We start from the raw sequence: 21,444 nt of genomic DNA, 5'->3' as shown, positions 1-21,444 counted from the left end.
CGGACGGCCAAGGCAAGAAACGGCTTAAGTTCTCGGCGCTACTCATCGCGACCCCAGTCAACGTTGCGCCAAGTGCCGATCTCGTCATAGAAATAAAATTCTGAGTAATTTCTCGACCAATAGCTATCGATGTTGAAGGGGACAACAGCGATATCCGGCTTCTGCGTCATTTGCACATAGGTCGGCAGCAGCACCATCGAGTTACGATAGGCAATGGTAACATAGTGGGACGACATCCAGCCCCGCCGACCCGCAACGCTGACGTCGCACCATTTATATCCGCTTTCGCATCCGTAGAGATGAACGCGGGAACCGGCCATCACCATGCCCACGGCCGGAACTTGCGCACTTGGCCCAGCGCGAAGCACGACGTTGGTCCTGACAAATCCTGCTGCAGCCGGGTAGGCGACCATGGCCGACGCCATCGTCAGCGCGATCGCAAGGAGCACCTTTTGAGTCCTGGACTGGCGGTTCATGTTAGGCGACGTCCTTCTCGATCGATCGAAGATCGCTTACCTTCATGTGCGGCGCGCCACAAGCCCCGTGATTCCGCCCGGAGATCAGCCCGCCCGTTCCAAAAGCTATCATTGCCCTGGAAACAATATGATAATGGTCCCTGCAAATCGTCATGCTCCGGCGAGGCCCGAAATGATATGCGACCTCCCACCGCTGGACGCATAGCCTCTTTCTGTGTGGATTTCGTGGAGACTTTGCACAGGATCTATGAAGGTGAACAGCCTATTGATGATTGCCGCAGGTTGCAGAGTGGCTGCAAATTCGATCTGTGGCAAGAGGCTTTGAAGGGGCTAGGATAATATTAGAGCCCTTCAAGACCCATTTGTCATTGCGCTCGCGAGCAGACGCCGCCTTTCGGAACGGCGTCCGCTTCTTTCGTGGCATGGTGTCTCAAGACTGTTCGCTTAGCGCGAATCCCACCGCGACAACAGTCGCGACAAGGATGGCCACGGGAACGGCCAGTCGAATCCAGGCTCCGGTCAGCGCTGCCGTCGCGCCCATCAACAGGAGCGCAGTCAACAGCATTGCTGCCAGTACCGCCAGCATCAGAAATCTGAACATTCGGGCGTCCTTTTTGGCTCGAATTGGATAGCTTCGAACCTGTATTGACGAAGCAACGGCGGCAGCACTCTAGCCGCAGGACGTTGGGCTATGCTCTTTGTCGGCATCGAAGTATCCCGTTGAATGTCCGGCAGGGAGCGTTACTCGTCGCTCCTGCGGTCTCTCATGTGAACGCTCGTCGGGCAGACCGCGGGACGAAGCGCCGATGTCGATAAGACACCTAGCGTGTTGCAATCCTATCGATGCTGCGTGGAGGTTTCGTGGAGGGCTGGGAGCGAGTGGCGAAGCTCAGCGCCCCCAAACCGTTTCCAGAAGGGGGATGATGCAGCGCATCGGTCTTTTCGATATCAAGACCACTTCCGCCACCGCATGGAAACAGACTTGAGCTGTGATAATGATTTTTATATAGGGAACGATATGTCAATATAATTCGCAATTCGAGATTTTCTGTTGGACCTTTCATCGATCGAAATCTTCCTTGCAGTCGCGAGTGACAATAGTGTGACAAAGGCTGCCAAGGTGCTTGGCCGCGCACCGTCGAATGTGACGACGCGGATCCAGCTGCTGGAAGAATACCTCGGCGTCCTGCTCTTCAGCCGTGACGGCAAGAAGATGACGCTGACCCAGGAGGGCGAGACGTTTCGGACCTATGCCAACCAGCTTGCAGCGCTCGCGCTAGAGGCACGGCAAGCGGTCAGGTCCCTTCGTCCGTCGGGGAGCCTGCGTTTGGGAGCAATGGAAAGTACGGCAGCGAGCCGGCTGCCGGCCGCCCTCAACCAATTCAAGCAGATGTGGCCGGATGTGTCGCTTAAACTCTCTCTCGGCGCTTCCCGGGATCTGGCCAGAGATGTTCTTGGCGGTGTTTTGGACTGCGCGCTGATCGCCCGGCTGCCCGATGAAATGCTGGACGAAGGCCCAGGTTTTGAAACCGAACTTGAAGAGCTCGAAGCGGAGCCGGTATTCGCCGAGGATCTGCTGCTTGTCCTGCCGTCAGGCCACCCGCCGATCCATTCGGCAGCAGACCTGAGGATCGAGACAATCGCCGCGCTGGAACCCGGTTGTACCTATCGCAGGATCGCCGAAAGATGGGCAAGCGGGTCGAGCACCTTACAGACGGCCGAACTCGGCTCCTATCACGCTATCCTGGCAAGCGTTGCTGCCGGCAACGCCGCGGGTGTCATGCCGAAGTCGGTCCTCGATCTCATGCATTGGCCGATGGTTTCGTCGACGCACCAGCTTGCCACCGTCGATACCATGCTCATCTCTCGCCGGCAGGACCGTCCGAACGCATTCAATGCGTTTCGCGAGGTGCTCGTCACCGCCAAAGCCAGCGGCTCACGACGGGTGGCGCATTAGTTGGGTTTCGTTATTCATTCAATCACGCCATATCTCTTCTAGACTGGTTTCATCATGCAGCGTCCAGCCCCACAGAAGGCGAGAACCAGCCGGTTCCGCCTGTTTTCCCCGATCCTAGCCGGCGCGACGCTTCGCGAGCGGTTGATGGCCTGTCTCGGCGCGCTGATCAGTATCGGACTTACCGGCGTCATCAGCGGCTATTTCTTCGGGCAGGGGCCGCATCTTCCACTCATCGTCGCACCGATGGGCGCGTCCGCAGTGCTGCTTTTCGCTGTCCCTGCAAGTCCGCTTGCCCAGCCGTGGTCGATCATCGGCGGCAATACGATTTCCGCCATGATGGGTATCATTGCGGCCTATCTCATTCATGATCCGGTGATCGCAATCGGGGTCGGCGTTTCGTTGGCGATAGCCGCAATGTCGCTTACCCGGTGCCTTCATCCGCCGGGTGGTGCAGCGGCGCTGACGGCAGTTCTCGGCGGCCCGGTTGTTGCAGGTTGGGGCTTCCTGTTTCCCTTCATACCGGTTGCCTTGAATTCCTGCATTCTCGTCGGCCTCGGACTAGTGTTCCATAAACTTGGAAAGCGCAACTATCCGCATGTCGCAGCCAGACCGGTGGAAAACACCCATCAGACGAAAGATCTGCCGCCGCCGTTGCGCGTGGGCTTTCGCGAGGAAGACGTCGATTCCGCCTTGGAAGCATTTGACGAGACTTTCGATATTGACCGTGCCGACCTCAGCCGTCTCTTGCGCCAGGTCGAGTTGCAGGCGGCGGTGCGATCGCACGGAGATATTCGTTGCGCCGACGTCATGTCGCGCGATGTCATTGCCATCGGCGAGGACGCCGAGCCGGATCATGCCCGGCATCTATTGCTAAAGCACAACATTCGCACGCTGCCCGTAAAGGATAGGGAAGGGCGGTTGATCGGAACGGTCGGCCTGCGCGAGCTCTCGGAAGGCATCGGCAGCATCGAGCGGGCACTGTCAAAGCCGGAGACTGCCGATGCCACCGATCCCGCCCTGTCGCTTTTGCCTGTCCTGACCGATGGGCGCACCCATGCTGTTATCGTCGTGGATGCCGAGCGGCGGGTGCTCGGCCTGATCTCGCAGACAGATCTATTAAGTGCCATGGCCCGGCTTCTGCCCGCTGGAGATGCAACCGTTGCATGAGACGAGAACCTGCCTCTGTTCAGAATCTGTAAGCTGTAGGCTCTACGTTTAAGGGAGTTTCTTTACCTTTCGTTCACCCTACGGTTACTAAGGTTCCCTTGTTAATAACGAGGAAGCCTATGATGAAGAAGATTTTTCTTGCCGTCGTTGCGGCAGCAACGCTTGCCGCGCAGCTTGCCAATGCCCAGGAGTGGCCGCGCCGGCACCACGATCGTCACGGCGAATATCGTCGCGACGTACCGCCTCGTGGACACGGCCGGCCCGGATGGGGGCCTCATCGCGGCAATGATCGGCCTGGCTACTATCACGGCTATCGCGGTTATCGAGATCGGCGGCCCGGCTATCGCCGTCATGGCGACGGCCTGTGGTATCCGGCAGCCGCTTTCGCGCTCGGTGCTATCGTCGGCGGCGCTCTGAACAACTAAGCGGAACAGCTGCAATTAATTGAACAGAGGCCGGGGCGTTCGCTCCGGCCTTCATCTATTTCAGGCCCGCGGCAGCTGTACTAAATCGCGACGCACCTATGCATCCAGGGCCTGTTGAAGGCCGGCAGACATGTCGGCTGCAACGTCGCGCAGGGCAGTCACGAATTTTTTCGCCTGGGCCGTGCGGGTGCTGCGGGCGGGCCGCCAAACCGAAAGAAGATAAGGCACCGAAACTGAGAGCCGCCGGAACAGGACGTTGCGCCCGGTATGGCTTGCCGCAGTCAGCGGATTGATCACCGAAATACCCACGCCGGCGGCCACCATGGCGCAGACGCTCGTTGCCGTCGTGGTTTCGGCGGCGTAGTCGCGGGCGACGTCCGCCGACTGAAACACCTCGTCGAGCTTATGGCGATAGGGGTCATTCTGGCCGAAATAGATGAAGGGCTGGCCGGTGAAATCCGTGGGCGCCAGCTCTCTTTGACCCGCCAGACGATGTCCATGCGGCAAGACGCAAACCATGTCGCCCGCAATGATGGTTTCGCTTGCTGTCCCCTCGCGTTCGGCGAGGCTTTCCGTCAGGCCCAGGTCGAAGACTTGGGTCGTCATTTCGTGACGCAACGAAGGCTCCTCATGGGAATGGATCGAGAAATGCACTGGCGGGCGTGCCCGCAGCAGACACTGAATTGCCCGCGGAATGATTGATTCGGCATAGGCGGGAATGGTGGCAATGCGGAAATTGGCCGCGCTGCGGGTGCGAATGGCGGTCGCCGCGCGATTGATCTCGTCCATTCCGACGAAGGAGCGCAGCACCACCTCATGCAGCAGTACCGCCTGCTCGGTCGGTGTCAGCCGCTTGCCGAAGCGTTGGAAAAGCTCGAAGCCGAGGCGCTGTTCTATCTCGCGAATTTCGCGGCTGAGCGTCGGCTGCGAGCTTCCCAGCCGTATGGCGGCGGCCGTGACGCTCTTGTTGACCATCACTGCGTTGAATACGTCGATTTGTCGCTGATTGAGTTTCAAATCAGATCCTCCTTAGCCGCCTTATATCGAAAATGAATAAAAATGGCAGAAGAAGCATTTCATAATCATGTCGCAATCTGAAATCTTCCCGTAACCGCAACTTTGAATGCACATCATGACCGATACGATTGCCTCTTCCCAAACAAGCAAGACTGAAATGCCGAGCCGCTGGCTTGCTCGCGGAAGCGACGGCCGGCTGCACGCAGAGGACGTGTCGCTCGACCGCATCGCCGGTGCCGTCGGCACACCCTTCTATTGTTATTCCGCGGGCGCGTTGCGGCAGAATTACGTGAATTTGAAAACGGCTATCGCGGCTTCGAATGTTTCCATCTGCTTTGCCGTCAAGGCCAGCAGCAATATCCATGTGCTGGCGGAACTCGCGCGCCTCGGCGCCGGCATGGATATCGTTTCGGGCGGGGAAATGGCACGAGCGCTGGCTGCGGGAACGCCGCCGGAACGCATCATCTTTTCCGGCGTCGGCAAGACGCGGGCCGAGATCCGCGCCGCCCTGGAGGCCGGTCTGCATCAACTCAATGTCGAGAGCCAGGCCGAGCTGGAAATTGTAGCAGAAGTGGCCCGCGAAACGGGCATCCGCGCGCCGGTTGCCCTACGTGTCAATCCGGACGTGGACGCGCGTACCCATGCCAAAATCACGACGGCAAAGAAGGACAGCAAGTTCGGCATTGCCATTGGCGAGGTTCCGGCCATTTACGCGGAAGCCGCTATGCTGCCCGAGTTGAACATGGTTGGCCTTGCCGTGCATATCGGCTCGCAGATTCTCGACCTCTCTCCCTTCCGCGACGCTTGGGCGGCGCTGGCCTATCTTGTGCGGCAGTTGCGCGTAGCAGGGCTTGCCATCGAGAGACTGGATCTGGGTGGCGGACTGGGGATTGGCGATGACGCGTTGGCCGGCCCCGACCTTGTGGAATATGCCTCGATCATCGCGGAGACAGTCGGCGACCTTGGCTGTGCGCTGAATGTGGAGCCGGGCCGCTGGCTGGCGGGGCGCACTGGCATCCTGGTCAGCGAAGTCCTCTATCTGAAGGAAAGCGCCGGTGTACCGATTGCCGTGATCGACGCGGCCATGAACGATCTCATGCGCCCGGCTCTTTATGGTGCGCAGCATCCTCTGTTGACGGTGGAGGCGCCGCGCTTGGTCGAACGTAACGATGTCTGCCGGGTCGTCGGTCCCATCTGCGAAAGTTCGGACGATTTCGGAAAATATCAGGGGTTGGGCACAATCGTCGCCGGCGATCTCGTTGTTTTCGACAATGCGGGGGCCTATGGCGCCGCGATGTCGTCGACCTACAATTCACGCGATCTCGTTCCCGAAGTCCTGGTCAACGGCGGGCAATTCCGCGTCATTCGGCGCAGGACGAACATTGCCGATGCGCTGGAACTCGAACAGGCCGGATCATGGCTGACTGGCGAAAATTCCGTCGGCTAAATGGTAGTATTAATCGTGGGATTGTGCGACAGGCCCCGCGAGACAGAAATCAAGTCGCTGGTGCAGAGGCCGTGTTCGCGGCCGCTGCCGGGAAACCGAAAAACCGCCAAGAGGTGAAATGTGAATACAAAAATGAAATTGCTGCTGGCGACCGGTCTGGTCGGCCTTACCCTGTTCTCACCAGTTCTAGCAGAGAACATGTTGCGCGTGTCCTACACGGAAGATCCGAAGACCGCTGACGGCCAGATGACATCGGATGACTACACGCTTCCGCTCAACATCTTCGACCGCCTTATCGAAGCTGAAACCACCAAGCCCGGCGAATCCGCCCTGATGCCTGGTCTTGCCGAGAAATGGGAGATTTCCAGCGACGGCCTGACCTACACTTTTCATCTGCGTCAGGGTGTGAAGTTCCACAATGGCGCCGAACTGACCGCCGACGATGTGGTCTATACCTTCGATCGGATGCTCAACCCGGCAACCAAGGCGCTCGGCACGGATATCCTCACCTTCGTTGCAGGTTCGAAGGACCGGCTCGACGGCAAGGCCAATAGCGTTTCGGGCTTGAAGCCGGTGGATAAATACACCGTCCAGATCCAACTTAGCCAGCCTTACGCCGCCTTTCTTGCACTGCTCGCAAGTCCGCAGGCTTCGATCTACAACCGCGCCTTCACCGAGGCCGCAGGCGACAAGTTCGGTCTGACGCCGGAAACCACCAACGGCACCGGCCCCTTCATACTGCGCGACTATACGCTGAACGACAGCCAGACGCTCGAGGCCAACGACAACTATTTCCGTGGCCGGCCGAAGCTCGACAAGCTACTCATCCGCGTCGTTTCCGATTCCGAGACGCTGCGGATGCTGTTCGAATCCGATGAAATCGATGTGTTCGATCTCGACTACGCTCCGACACAGACGCCTTATTTCTACGGAAGCGACCAGTGGAAGTCGCTGATCCGCTCCGGGCCGCGCGTCGGACTTTACTACTATAACATCAATCAGAAAAAGAAGCCGTTCGACGATCCGCGCGTCCGCCGCGCCTTCCAGATGTCGATCGACCGGCAGGCGATCCTCGACAAGAATTTTTACGGCAAGGGCAAGCTGGAAGACGGCGTCATGCCGCGTGGCCTGACCTGTTATGCGGCCGCCACCCCGATCGAGCACAACCCGGCCAAGGCAAAAGAACTGCTCGCCGAGGCCGGCTATCCGAATGGCGTGGACGTGAATCTGCAGCAGGTATCGAGCTGGTCGCCCAAATGGTCCGACATGAACCAGATCATCCAGGCGCAGGTGGCGGAGGCAGGCTTCAAGGCCAATATCGTCACGACCGACGAGGCTGCCTGGCTGGCAGCTCGCAAGGTGGGGGATTCGGACGCCTATACCCAGGTCTGGTCGGCCGATTTCAACGATCCCGATAACTTCTTCTACACGTTCTTCTCGGAGAGCGGCAGCAAGGTCCGCGCCTACAACAACAATGATCCGGAAGTGTTCGCATCGGTCGAGAAGGCACGCAGCCTGACGGACCCGGCAGCCCGCTGCAAGCTCTATCAGGATCTGACGGCGCAAATCGTCGGCAAGGACGCCGCCTGGGTGCCGCTGTTCAGCCTCGACCACAGCTTCGTCGTGCAGAAGCGCGTGAAGAACTTCGTCGTTCCGTGGAACGGTTGGAGCGATATGAGCTACTATAAGGTCGAGGTCGAATAAGACCAGGCCCCGACAAGCCATGCCGGCCGCATAGTTCCATGCTTGGAAAGATTTCGGGCGCGGGCTTATGCGGTGGGGCGCGTGCGGCTACGCTCGCGTCCCTCGCTACCGTCCATTCGCCCTTTCGCGCGGGCGCCGCTGAAAGAATACTTCACCGATGCTGATGTTTGCGATCCGACGCATTCTCGTTTCGATTCCGGTGCTCATCGGGATCACTGCCATTCTTTTCGTCATGCTGAACGTGGTGCCGGGCGATCCGGTGGCACTGATGATGAAGGAGCACGCCAGTGCTGATGTCATCGCGCGTATTCGTGCGCAGATGCATCTCGACGATCCTCTGCTTACCCGCTATCTGCGTTTTCTCTGGGATGCGCTGCATGGCGATCTCGGCACATCGATCAAGCTCAATCGTAGCGTGACGACCCTGATCCTGACCGCATTTCCGGCGACGTTGCTGCTGGCTGGCTGTGCCGCCGTCGTTTCGTGGATCATCGGCATTCCGGCTGGTATTCTGTCAGCGGTGCGGCGCGACAGTCTGCTCGATCACTTCTTCATGGGGTTTTCGCTGCTTGGCGTATCGATGCCGATCTTCTGGTCGGCACTGCTTCTGCAGTATATTTTCGCACTGAAACTCAAATGGCTGCCGGTTTCGGGCTTCTATGGCTGGAAATATCTGATACTGCCGGCCATCGTTCTGGGTTGGAGCTCGGCCGGCGTCATCGCCCGTCTCACCCGGTCGAGCCTTCTGGAAGTCATGCGCCATGATTATATCCGCACCGCCCGCGCGAAGGGTCTGCGAGAACTTCGGGTCATCTCACGCCATGCACTGAAGAATGCGTTGATTCCCGTGGTGACCATCATGGCTATCCAGGTGGCGACGCTTCTGTCCGGCGCAGTCATCACCGAAGCGATCTTCGGCATCCCCGGGGTCGGCCGCATCTCGGTCAATGCGATCCAGTCGCGCGACATGCCGCTGCTGCAAGGTTCGGTGCTTTTTGCCACAGCGTTGGTGATCCTTGGAAATCTGATCGCCGACATTCTCTATTCCGTCCTGGATCCCCGTATTCGCTCCGAGATGAAGAAGGACGCCTGATGAGCCTCCCTGCCGAAGTCATCACTGGGGAGAACGCTCCCGAAGCCGTCGAGGAAGCGAGTCTTGTGGGCGATAGCTTGCGCGCTTTCCGCAAGAACCGCATGGCCATGGCGGGACTAGCCTTCGTCCTGCTGCTGGTTCTTTTGACAATCTTCGCGCCATGGATCAGTCCTCACGATCCCTATCGCGTGGCGCTGAACGAGCAATTGCTACCGGCTTCCACGACCTATTGGCTCGGAACCGACAATTTCGGCCGGGATGTTCTGACGCGCATTCTTTATGGCGCGCGCATCTCACTGATAGTCGGTATCGTACCGAGCCTGATCTCGCTGATGATCGGCACCGTTCTCGGCATCCTCAGCGGCTATTTCGGCAATCGCACGGATTTCATCGTTATGCGGCTCGCCGACATGATGATCGCCTTTCCCTCGCTGCTCCTCGCCATGGTGGTGATGTATACGATGGGCGCGAACCTGCTCAACATCTTCCTTGCCCTCGCGCTGGTCGGCTGGGCCGGCGTGGCGCGCGTGGTGCGTGCGCAGACGCTGGCTTTGAAGCAGAAGGAATTTATCGAAGCGGCGCGGGCGGGCGGCACCGGCCGGGCGACCATCATGTTCCGCCACATTTTTCCGAATGTGATCCCGACCTTGATCGTGTTGTTTTCGCTCTCGATCCCGGAAGCGATCATGTGGGAATCGAGCCTGAGCTTCCTTGGCGTCGGTGTGCAGCCACCGGAGGCAAGCTGGGGTCTGCTGGTCGCCAAGGGCAAGGAATATCTGTTTCAGGCGCCGCTTGTGGCGATTTCTCCTGGCGTCGCGATCCTGCTCACGGTGCTTGCCTTCAACTTTATCGGCGACGGGCTGCGCGATGCGCTCGATCCCTCCATGAAGGACTGAACCGATGGCATCCGCATCCGATACAGTGCTCAGCGTGCGTGAATTGCGCACCGAATTCCGCAGCGACCGCGGCAACGTCCGTGTGCTTGACGACATCTCCTTCGATGTGGGACGTGGACGCATCGTTGGGCTGGTAGGCGAGTCCGGCTCCGGCAAGAGCATGACCGCCCTGTCTCTCATGGGACTTGTGCCCAGGCCGCAGGGTCAGGTCAGTGCGAAGAGCATCATGCTCGACGGCACGGACCTTGCGACGTTGACGCCGGATGGAATGCGCCGCGTTCGCGGCAGCGAGATTTCCATGGTGTTTCAGGAGCCGATGACATCACTCAATCCGGTGCGCAAGATCTGGGATCAGGTCGGCGAGCCGTTGGCGATCCATCATGGGCTTAAGCGCAAGGAGATCCGCGACCGCGTGCTGGAAATGTTCGAACTGGTAGGCATCCCCGAGCCGAAGGCGCGACTGGATGCCTATCCGCACGAGCTTTCCGGAGGACTGCGCCAGCGCGCCATGATCGCCATGGGGCTGATCTGCGAGCCGAAGCTGCTGATCGCCGACGAGCCGACGACAGCGCTCGATGTGACGACACAGTCGCAGATCCTGAAGCTGATGCTGGATCTGCGTGACCGCGTCGGCACGGCGATCATCATGATCACGCATGACCTCGGCATCATTGCCGAAATGTGCGACGAGGTGAATGTCATGTATGCCGGCCAGATTGTCGAGCAGGCCGATGTATTCGACCTCTTCGAGCGCCCGTCCCATCCCTATACCCGCGGACTTCTGGCATCGATCCCCAAGGCAAGTGCCACGCGGATCTCCAAACGGATGCCCACCATTCCGGGCATGGTGCCCAATCTCGCCAAGTTGCCGCCCGGCTGTCGTTTTGGCCCACGCTGCGGCGACGCCTTGCCGATCTGTCAGCAGCCGCCCGAGCTTGCAGGCCTTGGACAGGGGCATGTCGCGCGCTGCTGGCTGCATGCGCAACAGGAAACGAGCGGGCAAGGAGTGGCATCGTGAACGACATTGTACTTTCAGCTCGTGATCTCAATAAGCACTATCCGGTAGGCGGTGGATTTTTCGGCAGCGGTGCTCGCATAGTGCGCGCCGTCGACGGCGTCTCTCTCGATATTTATGAGCGGGAGACCTTCGCGCTCGTCGGCGAATCCGGCTGCGGCAAGAGCACCCTCGGTCGAGTGATGCTGCGCCTGCTGGAGGCAACGTCCGGCACGATCCGCTATCGCGGTCGGGAACTGACCGAGCTGAACGATGGCGGCATGCGCAGTTTGCGCAAGAAGCTGCAGATCGTGTTCCAGGACCCCTATGCCTCGCTCAATCCGCGCATGCGCATCGAGGAAATCCTGAGTGAGCCGTTGCGGACCCATGGCTATGGTTCCTCAGAAGCGATCCGCGAGCGCTGCGCCGAGCTTCTCGACATGGTGGGGCTGCGGCGGCAATATCTGCGCAACTATCCGCACCAGTTTTCCGGCGGGCAGCGTCAGCGTATCGGCATTGCCCGTGCCCTTGCCAACAGCCCGGATTTCGTCGTTTGTGACGAGTCTGTTTCCGCGCTCGATGTTTCGATCCAGGCGCAGGTGCTGAACTTGCTCTCGGATCTTCAGGAAGAGTTGGGTCTGACCTACTTCTTTATCACACATGACTTGAGCGTCGTTCGGCAATTTGCCGATCGCGTGGGTGTGATGTTTCTCGGCCGTCTGGTGGAGGTTGGGCGAACGGAGGAAATCTTCGCCAAGCCGCTGCATCCCTATACGATGTTCCTGATCTCGGCGGTGCCACTTGCCGACCCACGTCAGCGCGGCCGGGAAAAGCTCGTGTTGAAGGGCGAAATTCCGAGCCCGATGAATCTGCCATCGGGCTGCCGTTTTCACACACGCTGTCCTTTTGCCAAGGATATTTGTCGGGTAGAAGACCCTGCCCCACAGCAGCGGGACGGCCGGATGGTCGCCTGTCATTTTCCGTTAGAGGGTTGAAGGAGGTGGACTTGGATCTGATCGTGAAACGCGCCGGCGAAGGCTGGCAGGCGAGCTATGGCGATAAGGTCTGGCGTGCAGCGGTGGGCAAGAGCGGTATCCGCGCCGAAAAGACCGAAGGCGATAATGTGAGCCCGATCGGCTGCTGGCCGATCCGCCGGGTGCTCTACCGGGCCGACAAGCTTAAGACGGCTCCAGTCTCCGCGTTCGAAACCGCCATTATCGATCCGCAGGACGGCTGGTGCGATGCCGCCGACCATCCCGACTACAATCGCCCGGTACGCCTGCCCTTTGCCGCCAGCCATGAGGAGATGTGGCGTAAGGATGATCTCTACGACATCGTCGTGGTGCTCGGCCAGAACGACGATCCGGTGATCCCCGGTGGCGGAAGCGCCATCTTTCTGCATGTCGCCAGCGATGGTTATGGCCCGACTGCCGGCTGCGCCGCGCTGACGCTTGAGCATCTTCAGGAGTTTCTGGCCATGGCCGAGCCCGGCACGCGGCTCTGCTTTCAGGGATAAGAGATGAGCGGAATTAATCATGAGGCGCTGGAACATGCGCTGAACATGCTGCCGGATCGTTATCGCGGCCCGGCCGGTGTTGTCGGCGTGGTGAAGGACGGCGAAGTGATTGCCCGCCGCGCCTGGGGGTTTGCCGATATGGAGCGGCGCCTGCCGATGACGACGGCAAGCCGCCTGCCGATCTGTTCGATCTCGAAGCACATGACCTGCGCTTTGCTGCTGGATATGTTCGATGGTCCGGAGGCGCTCGATCCGCTGTTGCCGGAGCTTCTGCCGAGTTTTGAAGGTCCGCTACCGCGGGTGGCCGATCTCTGTCACAACCAGTCCGGCCTGCGCGATTATTGGGCTCTGACAGTTCTGCAGGGGGCTGCGCCTGAAGCCGTGTTCACCGAGGAGGACGGCTTGCGTCTGCTCTCGCAGGCACGATCGGGACATTTCGCGCCGGGCATGGCCTACTCCTACAGCAACGGAAATTTCCGCCTTCTGGCAGAGCTGATCCGTCGCGCGAGCGGTCGGGATTTCGGCGAATTGTTGCGCGAGCGTATCTTCGGGCCCGCTGGCATGACCGGTGCGGTCCTTGCGCCCGATACCCGCGAAAGGCTGGATGGCGTCATCGGCTTTGAGGGCAATGATACCGTTGGCTTCCTGCCCGCTAAGAGCGGTATCTTCTGGTTCGGAGATGCTGGCATCTCGGCTTCGCTTGACGACATGCTGGCTTGGGAGCGCCACATCGACGCGACTCGTAATGATCCGAAAAGCCTCTATAATCGGATCAGCGTTCCCGTTTGCTTCGCCGACGGCAAGCCTGCCTCCTATGGCTATGGAATTCGCCGCGAGCCGCTTGCCGGCTATGACATAACGTCCCATGGCGGCGGCCTGCGCGGCTTCTGCTCTTATCGAATGCATATTGCCTCCGAGCGGCTGTCGATTGTGGTCATCTTCAATCACGAAGCGAGCGCCATGCGAGCAGCCTGGTCGCTGATGGAAGCTGCTCTTGGCTGCCGTATCGGCGAGGATGCCGTTCCGGCCGAGGGCTGGTCCGGCCTCTGGCTGGACGATGCGCAAGGGCTTTATCTTCGCACCGAAGAGCAAAAGGATGGCGTGCGGCTCAACTACGCGACGGCCCCCAGCCTGTGCACGCCCGTGGCGGATGGCGTTCTGCGCGCACGTGACATTGTGCTGCGGCGCGATGGAGAACGTCTGCTTATGGAGCGGCCGGGAGAAAATCTCTCTGTCGAGGCAAAGCCGGTTGCGCCGGTGGAATGGGCCGATGGGGCCGGAATCGCCGGCTCCTATGTTTCAGACGAGATCGGCGCGAAGCTCAAAATCGAAGCGCGGGATGGCGCAGCCTATGTCGGCTTCGAAGGCATGCTCGGCCTGGGGCCGGTGGAGAGTATGTATCCGCTGGCGGATGATCTCTGGGTCATCACGACGCGCCGTTCCATGGACGCAGCCCCGCCGGGCGACTGGACCGTGCAGATCAGGCGCGGTTCCTCCGGTGAGGTGTCCGGTCTGACGCTCGGATGCTGGCTGGCCCGCAACATCGAATACCGCCGGATCTGACCCAGCCCCAGTTTCGAGCCGTTCGAACCCACTTTCAGGGCACCGATCAGGTGCCTACTGCCCGGCTATGATGGCCGCTGCCGGTGAAAGCAGCGGTTCAAGCTGTTCGACGGTGCAATGGCAAGTGAACTCGGACGCGTGCGCCTTGCCACGGACCGTTCAGGATCGTGATGCTACCGCCGTGCAACTGCGCGATCTGGCGGGCGAGATTGAGCCCGAGACCGGCGCCGTGAGAGTGGGGATGTACGCGGTAAAATGGCTCGAAGACGTTCTTGTGTTCTTCGACCGGAATTCCCGGGCCTTCGTCGTGAACCTCCAGGCCACCCGCCCGATCGACCAGGACGGTGATAGTGCCCTTGCCGCCGCCATGTTCGATGGCGTTGCGAACGATGTTGGCAAGCAACTGCTCGATCTGCAGCGCGTTGACCTCGACTTCGACCTTTCCGTCCGGGGGCTCGAAGGCGAAATCATAGCCAGCCTCGATCGCAAGGGGCGCCAGGTCGGCCGCGACCCGACCGGCAAATTCCGCAAGGTCGACGACCCGGCGATGCTCGTTGGGGCGATCCAGTGATTGATGATCCAGCAGCTGCTGGGCGAGGTGCGAGAGGCGCTCAATGTCCTGTCGCAGCCGTAATGTCTCCGGCTCGTCCGTCAGTAATTCGGCGCGTGTGCGCAGAATGGCGATCGGCGTGCGCAATTCATGCGCGGCATCCGTCAGGAAGCGGTTGTGGCTGTCGATGCCCTGTGCAAGCCGGCCGAGGGCCTGGTTGAAGGCGCTGACAAGCGGGACGACCTCCTGGGGCACGTTCTTGACAGGCAATTGCATGGCGCGCGTATCGAAATCGATGCGTGCTGCCTGATTGGCGGCGCCGATCAGTCCCGTGAGCGAACGGCGCACGACGGCGGGCGTCGTTACCAGCGTCGTCACGCCCATGGCCAGAATGATCGGCAGAAGGACGATGCCGAGGGAGGCCAGCAGGCCGGGGAGGACCCGAGGCCAATCGGCGGTGCCGTCAGGCTTGCGCGCCATGTCGACAATGGCGGTAATACTGATGTCGAAACCTTCAGAGTCCGATCGCGAATGAAAGGTCGATGTGACGACCTGGACAGGTCCGGCCTTGGTATCCACCTTCTGAACGAAGGCCTCCGGCCGCATCTCCTTCCCGTCACGTTTGCCGGCAAAGCCGACGCTCGCGTGGTCGACCGAACTTAAAAGACTGCCGAGATCACGGTCATAGTCGGGCGGCGCTATGCCCAAACGCGCCGTCTGGCCCGTTGCGTCGTGTATAATGTACCAGACCTTCGGATGCTCTGCACGAAACTGCGTGAGCTCGTCGGTATCGTGAACGATGAGCTTGCCGTCCTTGTCGCGATCGACCGCGCCGGTAACGGCGGTCACCGCTGCCTCATTGTCGATCATCAGCCTCGGCTTCACCACCGACAGCACGACGATCAACAGGACAATGAAGAAAAGCAGCATTCCGGCCTGCAGCAGGATCAAACGTCGCACCAGGAGCCATTGCAGCGAGCGGGCGCGCTCCGGCTTCATGGAACGGCTCGCAGCAAATAACCCAGATTGCGGACGGCGCGAATTTCGATACCGGCGGACACATCGTCCAGCTTGCGGCGCAGGCGGGAAATATGAGCGTCCAGCGCATTGGAGCCGATCTCGTCGTCGAGGGCGTAGACCGCTTCCTCGAGCATGCCGCGCATGACGGTGCGGCCGGGCCGACGGATCAGCGTTTCGAGAACCAGACGTTCTCGGCGTGGCAGCTCTAACGCCTGATCGTTGATCAGCGCTTCGCGGTAGCGAAAATCATAGGTCAGACGGCCGACAATGGACTGATCTGCGCGCAGGACGTAGGGGCGCCGATGCAAGGCCTTCAGCCTGGCCACAAGCTCTTCGGTCGCGAAGGGTTTGCCCAAATAGTCGTCGGCGCCTGCATCGAGCCCGATGATGCGGTCGCGCAGATCACTCATGGCGGTGAGGGCAATTACCGGAGCTTCGATGTGCTGCGCCCGCAGGCGCGGGATCAGAGTAAGTCCTTCACCGTCAGGCAGGCGCCTGTCGAGCACGATCGCGTCATAGGTGCCGAAGCGCGCCATCGCTTCCGCATCGGCGAGGTTGGAGGCATGGTCGACCACGACATCCTGGCGTTTCAATGCTGTCATCAGCACTGATGCCATTTCCGGTTCGTCTTCGACTAGCAGTATGTGCATGATCTTTACCCGACTTCGATTCGCATCATTTTCGCAAAGGCTGCATCCGGCTCACGACGTCTGGTCATAAGGCAATGATCGCCAATGGCGAGAGCGTATGAGGTATAGGAGCATTTTGGCGCGCTTGATATATCCCTCCCTTGGCGCGGGATCCGTCTTGCGCCGATCCGGGGAAATCGGATGATTCGGCGCCGTCGGTGCGGCATTGGCGGCAACCTTGTGCCATCCATGGACATGCTGCTCGAAGTCAAGAGCCCGTAAGCTAGCCGGCGGGCCGTAGTGCAGCATTACGATCTGGGCGGGCGGCGGCGCATAGGTCTTCATCATCGCAGAAACGCAACCCGTGAGCGCCAAGGCGCCGATGGCAAGCAGAACGGGAAGGAGGCGACGAAGCAGCATGGCTGAATCCAGTTTGGAAGCAGCCTCTAGGATTGGAAGATTACGTCGACATTACAAAAGCCGGCTTGTCCTGGTCGCGGCCGGGCGTCCGATCTCAATCGGATATCCGTCAGTCACCATCTCAAGCGCGAGCAATGCCTTTTCGCAAGCGAAAAGCCGTTTGCAACGACGTTTACGGTGGCAATGCGTATCGCGCCTTGAGGTCAGCCTTCGAAGCCGAACCTTTCGACATCGAAATCATCATCCTCTGTTACGATGATCCCGTCTCGAATATTGCCGGTGTCCTGATCCAGGGGAATGGGAGCCCCAACCAGGCCAGGAAGCGTCATATCCATTGCGATGCCTGGAGGTTGCAATGCCCAGGCGACGATTGCGCCTGTGGACATGGCGCCGACGCCGCCCGAAACGTCCTGCGTCGCGGAGGCTGGAAGCTTTGCCATGGGCTGCAGCTTTTCCATCGCGTTGTCGTTCGAATTCTTCGGAGGTTCCGCAACGAGCAGCTTGCCGGCGTCGTTCCGTCCGACCACCAGGTTTGCCAGCACAGTTCGGGCCGGCCTTTCGGGCGCATTCGCCGGGATCACAGCAATGCTCACCGGCCGTGTCGTCGGTAGAGGGACGGCATAGGATGTCAGGTCGGTGAAGGGTTGAACCGCATTTTCCTCGGCAACCCGCTTGCCAAGCTGGGCTTCCAGCCCGTTCACGGCGCGGCTTTGGGGAATGGGCAACATGCTCGTCATAAGGGGCGAGCTGGCTGTCTTGGTTATGGAGGCCGTCACGATCGGAGCAGGCGCGGGCGCAGGTGTATCGTCATCATCATCGTCGGCGGCAACGGCCATGAGCTTGCTCGGCCGCTTCTTCGATTGCGCAAGCGCCAGCTCATAGCCCGGAAGCGGCCTGCCATCGGCAGGCACGTGCAGAGTTCGCCCGTTCGGGAAGAGCCTCGCAAGCTCCGGGCGCGACATTCTGGGCCAGGCGCGGACCCGGCCGACATCCAGATGAACGAAGGGCGAGCCGGAATTGGGGTAGAAGCCGACGCCGCCGATCTGCATCTGCATGGCTATTCCGCGCAGCGTCGCGAGCTTCACGCCGGGAATATAGAAATCCATCGCCTTGCCGAGGGTGTGCTGGCTGTGCTTTGCGACGCCGGAGCTGCGCGAGCGGTTGCGCAACATGCTGTTTGTGGATGGTGAGCGATAGGCGGAGACGACGTGGATGGGTTCGCGCGCGCCACTGCGGCCATAGACCTCCCAGACCAGATCGAGCAAACCCGGATCGATCTTGGTCGGCTCGTTCTTGCGCCAGTCACGCAGGAAGCGGTTGATCTGCGCAAGGCCACGTGGATCGTATTTCCCACCGCGCTTGAAGACGATCGTCGCTCTTTCTCCGGTATGGGTGAAGAACAGCTTGAGCGCCCGGTCATCGGTTGCGGCTTTGGCGGATCCCGCTAGAGCGCCGAAAACCAGCATCGCAACCAGTGCCACCCGGCAAGCGACAAACGAGAAGCTCATGGCGAGGGTTGCCGCCGGAATGGAAAAGATCGCGTGATGCACGGATACGACTTTCGCCCTTGTTACAGACATACAGATCAGAGGCGCCGCGCCAGCGGCATCGATTTACCTGGCATTATGGTCAATAAATTCCTAACGGACCGTTTATGGCTCAAAATGGAGCAGCAAGGGGTGTTTTCCTGACGGTTTTGCGCGGCTATTTTGCGGCAGCTTTCGACTTGTTGGGGATCCGGCAGGTGAGTTTTAGCGTCTTTGCGGGCATAAACAGGCGCTGTCGCCAACAGCTCGTTAAGTGACACAAAAAAATAACGATTTAAGAGCTTTGCAAACGTTTTCCCTCGGGTTGCCAACTGCCTGCCAAGACAGCATCATCCCGCCCCATGAGCGGACAGAATCGATTTGCTCCCCCCTCTAGCGGGCAGCAAACCATTAAACGAAGCGACCTGTTGCGGCAGCTCCGGCGAGCCGGGCTGCGCCGGTTGACGACCATCGTCGCGCCCGCTGGCTACGGCAAAACTTCCCTTGCCGTTCAATGGTTTGAGCAACTCAAGGAAGATGGCGTCAATCTATGCTGGGTGTCACTCGACGCGGAACACACCAGCCAGGAAACCTTTCTGCTCGCTCTTATCGACGCGTTGCAGACACTTCTGGACGAGGATGGCGGCGATGCCGGCAATCTGCCGGCAACGGCTCTTCTCTCCGTGCTGGCAACGCGGCTGCGCAAGATCGCCGGGCCTCTGGTCATCTTTCTCGACGACTATCATTTCGCCCAGACAGATGCCGTCGAAGCGCTGATGGCGAAGATCCTCGCCGATGTCTCTCTCGAACATGTCAAACTGGTGCTCGTGAGCCGCAGCCCGCCGCGGTTTCCTTTGTCGGCCCTGCGCCTTCGCGGCGAGTTCAAACAGTTCGGTGCTGGCGAACTCGGCTTCTCCGATGCCGAAGCGCGTGAATTGTTCCTCGGCAAGGGGACGCATCTGACCGAGGAGCAGGTCGGCTCCTTCAATCGTCGTACCGAAGGCTGGGCAGTGGCGCTGCAGATGGTGAGCCTGCTCGTATCGGAGTCCGAGCAGGGCGACAAAATTCTCGCCTCTTTCGACGGCGGTAGCGCCGACATGGGCGCCTATCTCTCGGAGCAGGTGTTTGAACATCTGCCGGAGGAAATTCGTCAATTTCTGATTGAGACCGCCGCTCTGCCGGCCTTCAACCGCTCGCTCCTCGAGGTCGTTCTCGACAGTAGCGAAAGGGTAGGGCTGATCGAGAGGCTCAATGATTATGCTCTTCCCGTCACCCTGCTTGCCGGTCCCGGGAACTGGATGCGCTACCATCCGGTCTTCAACGAATTCCTCAAGCAAACCGCCAGCCTGCGAGGCGTCGATACCAAACGCATCCTCAATTGCGCGGCGCATTGGTTCGAGGCTAAGGGCGATATCGAGCGGGCTGTGCAACATGCGCTTTCGGCCGACGACGCCAACCTTGCCGCGCGCATCGTCGAAACTGCAGGCGGCTGGCGGCGCGTTTATGCCACCACGCGCGGCGGTACAACGCTATTTCAGGCATTAAGCGGGCGGGCCTCGGAAATAGATCTCAGCCGTTTTCCGCTTTCGACGCTTGGACTATCGATTTTCAACGCCAAGGCAGCGCAACTTGCGGCCGCCAATCACTATCTGGTCATAGCCGAACGTGCCGCCGCCGGTGACGAGGTCCTGGCGAAAGATCTGCGTGTCGTGCGGATTCTTCTGGCGCTCTACACCGACCATTGGGCGAGCGCGGCCGATCTGTCGGCATTGGAGAACGATCTGCAGCAGCCCGATGGCATGGAGCTCATCCATCGCGCGCTGGCGCTCAACATGCTCTCCTATAATTTCCTGATCCGCAGCGAGCTCGACCGGGCGCTGCATTATGGTCACCTCGCCTTTCGCGCCTTTCGCGACGGCGGCGCGGACTTCGGCGCCATGCACCTTTACACACACATCGGCCAAGCCTTCTTTTTCTCCGGCGATTGCGCGAGCGCCTTGTCCGCCTATGATGAGCTGATCCGCGAGGCGCAGACCAACATCGCGGCCGGCAGTGATCTTGACGCCGTTGGCCAAGTGCTAAAGGCGGAAATTCTCTCTATGCGGGGCGAGACGGAGGCCGCGGCCGAGATGCTCGGCTGGGCCTTGCCGCATCTCGAACGCCACGACACGTGGTTCGATCTTCTCGCAGCCGGCTTCATGGCAGAGCAGCGAACCTTGCGGATGGGGGATGATCCAATCGCCGCTCACGTAGCCATGGACCGTATCCGCGCAGTGGCCAGACGCCGCGGTTTTGACCGGCTCACCCGCCTGATTGATCGTGAAAGGGCGATGCTGCTGATGGCATCGGGAGATCTCGATCAGGCGATCCGTCATGCGGAAGCCAGCGGCTTCGGCATGCAGACGATCAGATCCGATCGCTCCAATATGCTGTCCATTCATTTACGTGGCGCGACACCGGCTATTTTTTGGATGCGGGCCTATCTGGCGCTTGGCGAAGCTACGAAGGCGCGCGAGGTTTTCGATCAGCTTACGATGCGGCAGGCTCAGCGCCCGCATATTCCGCGTCGAATCGAGCTTGCGCTTATCGAAATACAGATCTTGATAGCCGAAGGACGTGCAGATGTGGCGGCCGCCCGCCTTTCCGATCTCGTTCTGACGATGTCGCTCAGCGACTATCGCGCGCTGCTCTATCTCGATCACGCGGCGGGGCTCGGGGAGCTTCGCCTGCTTGCCAACCATCCGACCGTTGCGAACGTAACGCGCAAGCGCCTTCAGTCGCTGCTGAACACCGTCGATACCACGCAGCAAGCAGCCGGCAGTGGTGACCTTTCGCTCTTTACGGGACGCGAGCGAATGGTAATAGAGCTGCTAAGCGCCGGGCTTTCCAACAAGGAAATCGGCAGAACGCTTTCTCTGTCCGACAACACCATCAAGTTCCATCTGCGGAACATCTTCACCAAGCTCAATGTCTCGACGCGGACGGCGGCGGTAACGGCGGCGCGCAAAAAGGGCATGCTCAATCGATAACCTACCCGAACGGGT

Annotated in this window: 19 protein-coding genes; 12 read left to right on the top strand and 7 right to left on the bottom strand. The window is 60.0% G+C overall.

From position 1 onward, the window contains the following. Window positions 1–38: 38 nt before the first annotated feature. Entirely contained in the window at window positions 39–476 is a 438-nt protein-coding gene (locus QD461_RS09000; RefSeq protein WP_414087423.1) for an SH3 domain-containing protein, read from the bottom strand. A gap of 430 nt (window positions 477–906) precedes the next feature. Further along, entirely contained in the window at window positions 907–1,077 is a 171-nt protein-coding gene (locus QD461_RS08995; protein WP_184703480.1) for a hypothetical protein, read from the bottom strand. A 450-nt stretch (window positions 1,078–1,527) separates the two neighbouring features. Between QD461_RS08995 and QD461_RS08990 the strand changes: the two genes are divergently transcribed. From QD461_RS08990 to QD461_RS08980, 3 genes are all read left to right on the top strand, one after another. Beyond that, window positions 1,528–2,433: a LysR substrate-binding domain-containing protein gene (locus tag QD461_RS08990; RefSeq protein WP_414087422.1), complete on the top strand. Its 906-nt coding sequence runs from the start codon at window positions 1,528–1,530 to the stop codon at window positions 2,431–2,433. A 54-nt stretch (window positions 2,434–2,487) separates the two neighbouring features. Further along, window positions 2,488–3,600, top strand: a complete 1,113-nt coding sequence (locus QD461_RS08985; protein WP_414087421.1) for an HPP family protein — start codon at window positions 2,488–2,490, stop codon at window positions 3,598–3,600. A 119-nt stretch (window positions 3,601–3,719) separates the two neighbouring features. Beyond that, on the top strand, window positions 3,720–4,025 hold the full coding sequence (locus QD461_RS08980) for a hypothetical protein (RefSeq protein ID WP_414087420.1): 306 nt from the start codon (window positions 3,720–3,722) through the stop codon (window positions 4,023–4,025). Window positions 4,026–4,121: 96 nt separating this feature from the next. On the opposite strand, the gene QD461_RS08975 is transcribed toward QD461_RS08980, so the two are convergent. Beyond that, window positions 4,122–5,042, bottom strand: coding sequence for a LysR family transcriptional regulator (locus QD461_RS08975; RefSeq protein WP_414087419.1), 921 nt, complete (start codon window positions 5,040–5,042; stop codon window positions 4,122–4,124). A 115-nt stretch (window positions 5,043–5,157) separates the two neighbouring features. Here QD461_RS08975 and lysA point away from each other — a divergent pair, with 115 nt between their 5' ends. The 8 genes from lysA to QD461_RS08935 all read left to right on the top strand — a co-directional run bounded on the left by lysA (window position 5,158) and on the right by QD461_RS08935 (window position 14,255). Further along, window positions 5,158–6,489 (top strand): diaminopimelate decarboxylase, encoded by a 1,332-nt coding sequence (gene lysA, locus QD461_RS08970; RefSeq protein ID WP_414087418.1) that lies wholly within the window; start codon window positions 5,158–5,160, stop codon window positions 6,487–6,489. A 132-nt stretch (window positions 6,490–6,621) separates the two neighbouring features. After that, window positions 6,622–8,193, top strand: coding sequence for an ABC transporter substrate-binding protein (locus QD461_RS08965; protein ID WP_414087417.1), 1,572 nt, complete (start codon window positions 6,622–6,624; stop codon window positions 8,191–8,193). 157 nt (window positions 8,194–8,350) lie between these two features. Then, window positions 8,351–9,286, top strand: a complete 936-nt coding sequence (locus QD461_RS08960) for an ABC transporter permease (protein WP_184703474.1) — start codon at window positions 8,351–8,353, stop codon at window positions 9,284–9,286. Then, the gene (locus QD461_RS08955) at window positions 9,286–10,182 is read left to right on the top strand and encodes an ABC transporter permease (RefSeq protein WP_414087416.1); all 897 of its coding nucleotides are present in this window, start codon (window positions 9,286–9,288) and stop codon (window positions 10,180–10,182) included. The genes QD461_RS08960 and QD461_RS08955 overlap by 1 nt, the downstream gene beginning before the upstream one ends. Before the next feature lie 4 nt (window positions 10,183–10,186). Further along, window positions 10,187–11,200, top strand: a complete 1,014-nt coding sequence (locus QD461_RS08950; RefSeq protein ID WP_414087415.1) for an ABC transporter ATP-binding protein — start codon at window positions 10,187–10,189, stop codon at window positions 11,198–11,200. Then, on the top strand, window positions 11,197–12,171 hold the full coding sequence (locus QD461_RS08945) for an ABC transporter ATP-binding protein (protein ID WP_414087414.1): 975 nt from the start codon (window positions 11,197–11,199) through the stop codon (window positions 12,169–12,171). The genes QD461_RS08950 and QD461_RS08945 overlap by 4 nt, the downstream gene beginning before the upstream one ends. Before the next feature lie 11 nt (window positions 12,172–12,182). Beyond that, entirely contained in the window at window positions 12,183–12,692 is a 510-nt protein-coding gene (locus QD461_RS08940) for a L,D-transpeptidase family protein (protein WP_414087413.1), read from the top strand. 3 nt (window positions 12,693–12,695) lie between these two features. Next, window positions 12,696–14,255 (top strand): D-aminopeptidase, encoded by a 1,560-nt coding sequence (locus QD461_RS08935; RefSeq protein ID WP_414087412.1) that lies wholly within the window; start codon window positions 12,696–12,698, stop codon window positions 14,253–14,255. A gap of 97 nt (window positions 14,256–14,352) precedes the next feature. Here QD461_RS08935 and QD461_RS08930 read toward each other — a convergent pair whose 3' ends face one another. From QD461_RS08930 to QD461_RS08915, 4 genes are all read right to left on the bottom strand, one after another. Beyond that, window positions 14,353–15,804: a sensor histidine kinase gene (locus QD461_RS08930; protein ID WP_414087411.1), complete on the bottom strand. Its 1,452-nt coding sequence runs from the start codon at window positions 15,802–15,804 to the stop codon at window positions 14,353–14,355. Continuing rightward, the gene (locus tag QD461_RS08925) at window positions 15,801–16,475 is read right to left on the bottom strand and encodes a response regulator transcription factor (protein WP_414087410.1); all 675 of its coding nucleotides are present in this window, start codon (window positions 16,473–16,475) and stop codon (window positions 15,801–15,803) included. Before QD461_RS08925 ends, QD461_RS08930 begins: the two co-directional genes overlap by 4 nt. A gap of 51 nt (window positions 16,476–16,526) precedes the next feature. Further along, window positions 16,527–16,874, bottom strand: coding sequence for a hypothetical protein (locus QD461_RS08920; protein ID WP_414087409.1), 348 nt, complete (start codon window positions 16,872–16,874; stop codon window positions 16,527–16,529). A gap of 203 nt (window positions 16,875–17,077) precedes the next feature. Then, on the bottom strand, window positions 17,078–18,454 hold the full coding sequence (locus QD461_RS08915; protein WP_414087408.1) for a DUF882 domain-containing protein: 1,377 nt from the start codon (window positions 18,452–18,454) through the stop codon (window positions 17,078–17,080). 407 nt (window positions 18,455–18,861) lie between these two features. Here QD461_RS08915 and QD461_RS08910 point away from each other — a divergent pair, with 407 nt between their 5' ends. After that, window positions 18,862–21,429, top strand: a complete 2,568-nt coding sequence (locus QD461_RS08910; protein ID WP_414087407.1) for a LuxR C-terminal-related transcriptional regulator — start codon at window positions 18,862–18,864, stop codon at window positions 21,427–21,429. The last annotated feature ends 15 nt before the right edge of the window (window positions 21,430–21,444 follow it).

The organism is Rhizobium sp. BR 314, assembly GCF_047445805.1.
In the GTDB taxonomy this organism is placed as follows: Bacteria; Pseudomonadota; Alphaproteobacteria; order Rhizobiales; family Rhizobiaceae; genus Rhizobium; species Rhizobium lusitanum_B.
Note: the sequence above shows the minus strand (reverse complement) of the source record. Positions and strands in the feature narration are given on the sequence as shown.

Bases quoted from the DNA above. Each gene is read 5' to 3' on its own strand.
- QD461_RS09000 (WP_414087423.1), bottom strand. From the start codon at position 476: ATGAACCGCCAGTCCAGGACTCAAAAGGTGCTCCTTGCGATCGCGCTG.
- QD461_RS08995 (WP_184703480.1), bottom strand. From the start codon at position 1,077: ATGTTCAGATTTCTGATGCTGGCGGTACTGGCAGCAATGCTGTTGACT.
- QD461_RS08985 (WP_414087421.1), top strand. From the start codon at position 2,488: ATGCAGCGTCCAGCCCCACAGAAGGCGAGAACCAGCCGGTTCCGCCTG.
- QD461_RS08980 (WP_414087420.1), top strand. From the start codon at position 3,720: ATGATGAAGAAGATTTTTCTTGCCGTCGTTGCGGCAGCAACGCTTGCC.
- lysA (WP_414087418.1), top strand. From the start codon at position 5,158: ATGACCGATACGATTGCCTCTTCCCAAACAAGCAAGACTGAAATGCCG.
- QD461_RS08965 (WP_414087417.1), top strand. From the start codon at position 6,622: ATGAAATTGCTGCTGGCGACCGGTCTGGTCGGCCTTACCCTGTTCTCA.
- QD461_RS08960 (WP_184703474.1), top strand. From the start codon at position 8,351: ATGCTGATGTTTGCGATCCGACGCATTCTCGTTTCGATTCCGGTGCTC.
- QD461_RS08955 (WP_414087416.1), top strand. From the start codon at position 9,286: ATGAGCCTCCCTGCCGAAGTCATCACTGGGGAGAACGCTCCCGAAGCC.
- QD461_RS08950 (WP_414087415.1), top strand. From the start codon at position 10,187: ATGGCATCCGCATCCGATACAGTGCTCAGCGTGCGTGAATTGCGCACC.
- QD461_RS08935 (WP_414087412.1), top strand. From the start codon at position 12,696: ATGAGCGGAATTAATCATGAGGCGCTGGAACATGCGCTGAACATGCTG.
- QD461_RS08930 (WP_414087411.1), bottom strand. From the start codon at position 15,804: ATGAAGCCGGAGCGCGCCCGCTCGCTGCAATGGCTCCTGGTGCGACGT.
- QD461_RS08925 (WP_414087410.1), bottom strand. From the start codon at position 16,475: ATGCACATACTGCTAGTCGAAGACGAACCGGAAATGGCATCAGTGCTG.
- QD461_RS08920 (WP_414087409.1), bottom strand. From the start codon at position 16,874: ATGCTGCTTCGTCGCCTCCTTCCCGTTCTGCTTGCCATCGGCGCCTTG.
- QD461_RS08915 (WP_414087408.1), bottom strand. From the start codon at position 18,454: ATGTCTGTAACAAGGGCGAAAGTCGTATCCGTGCATCACGCGATCTTT.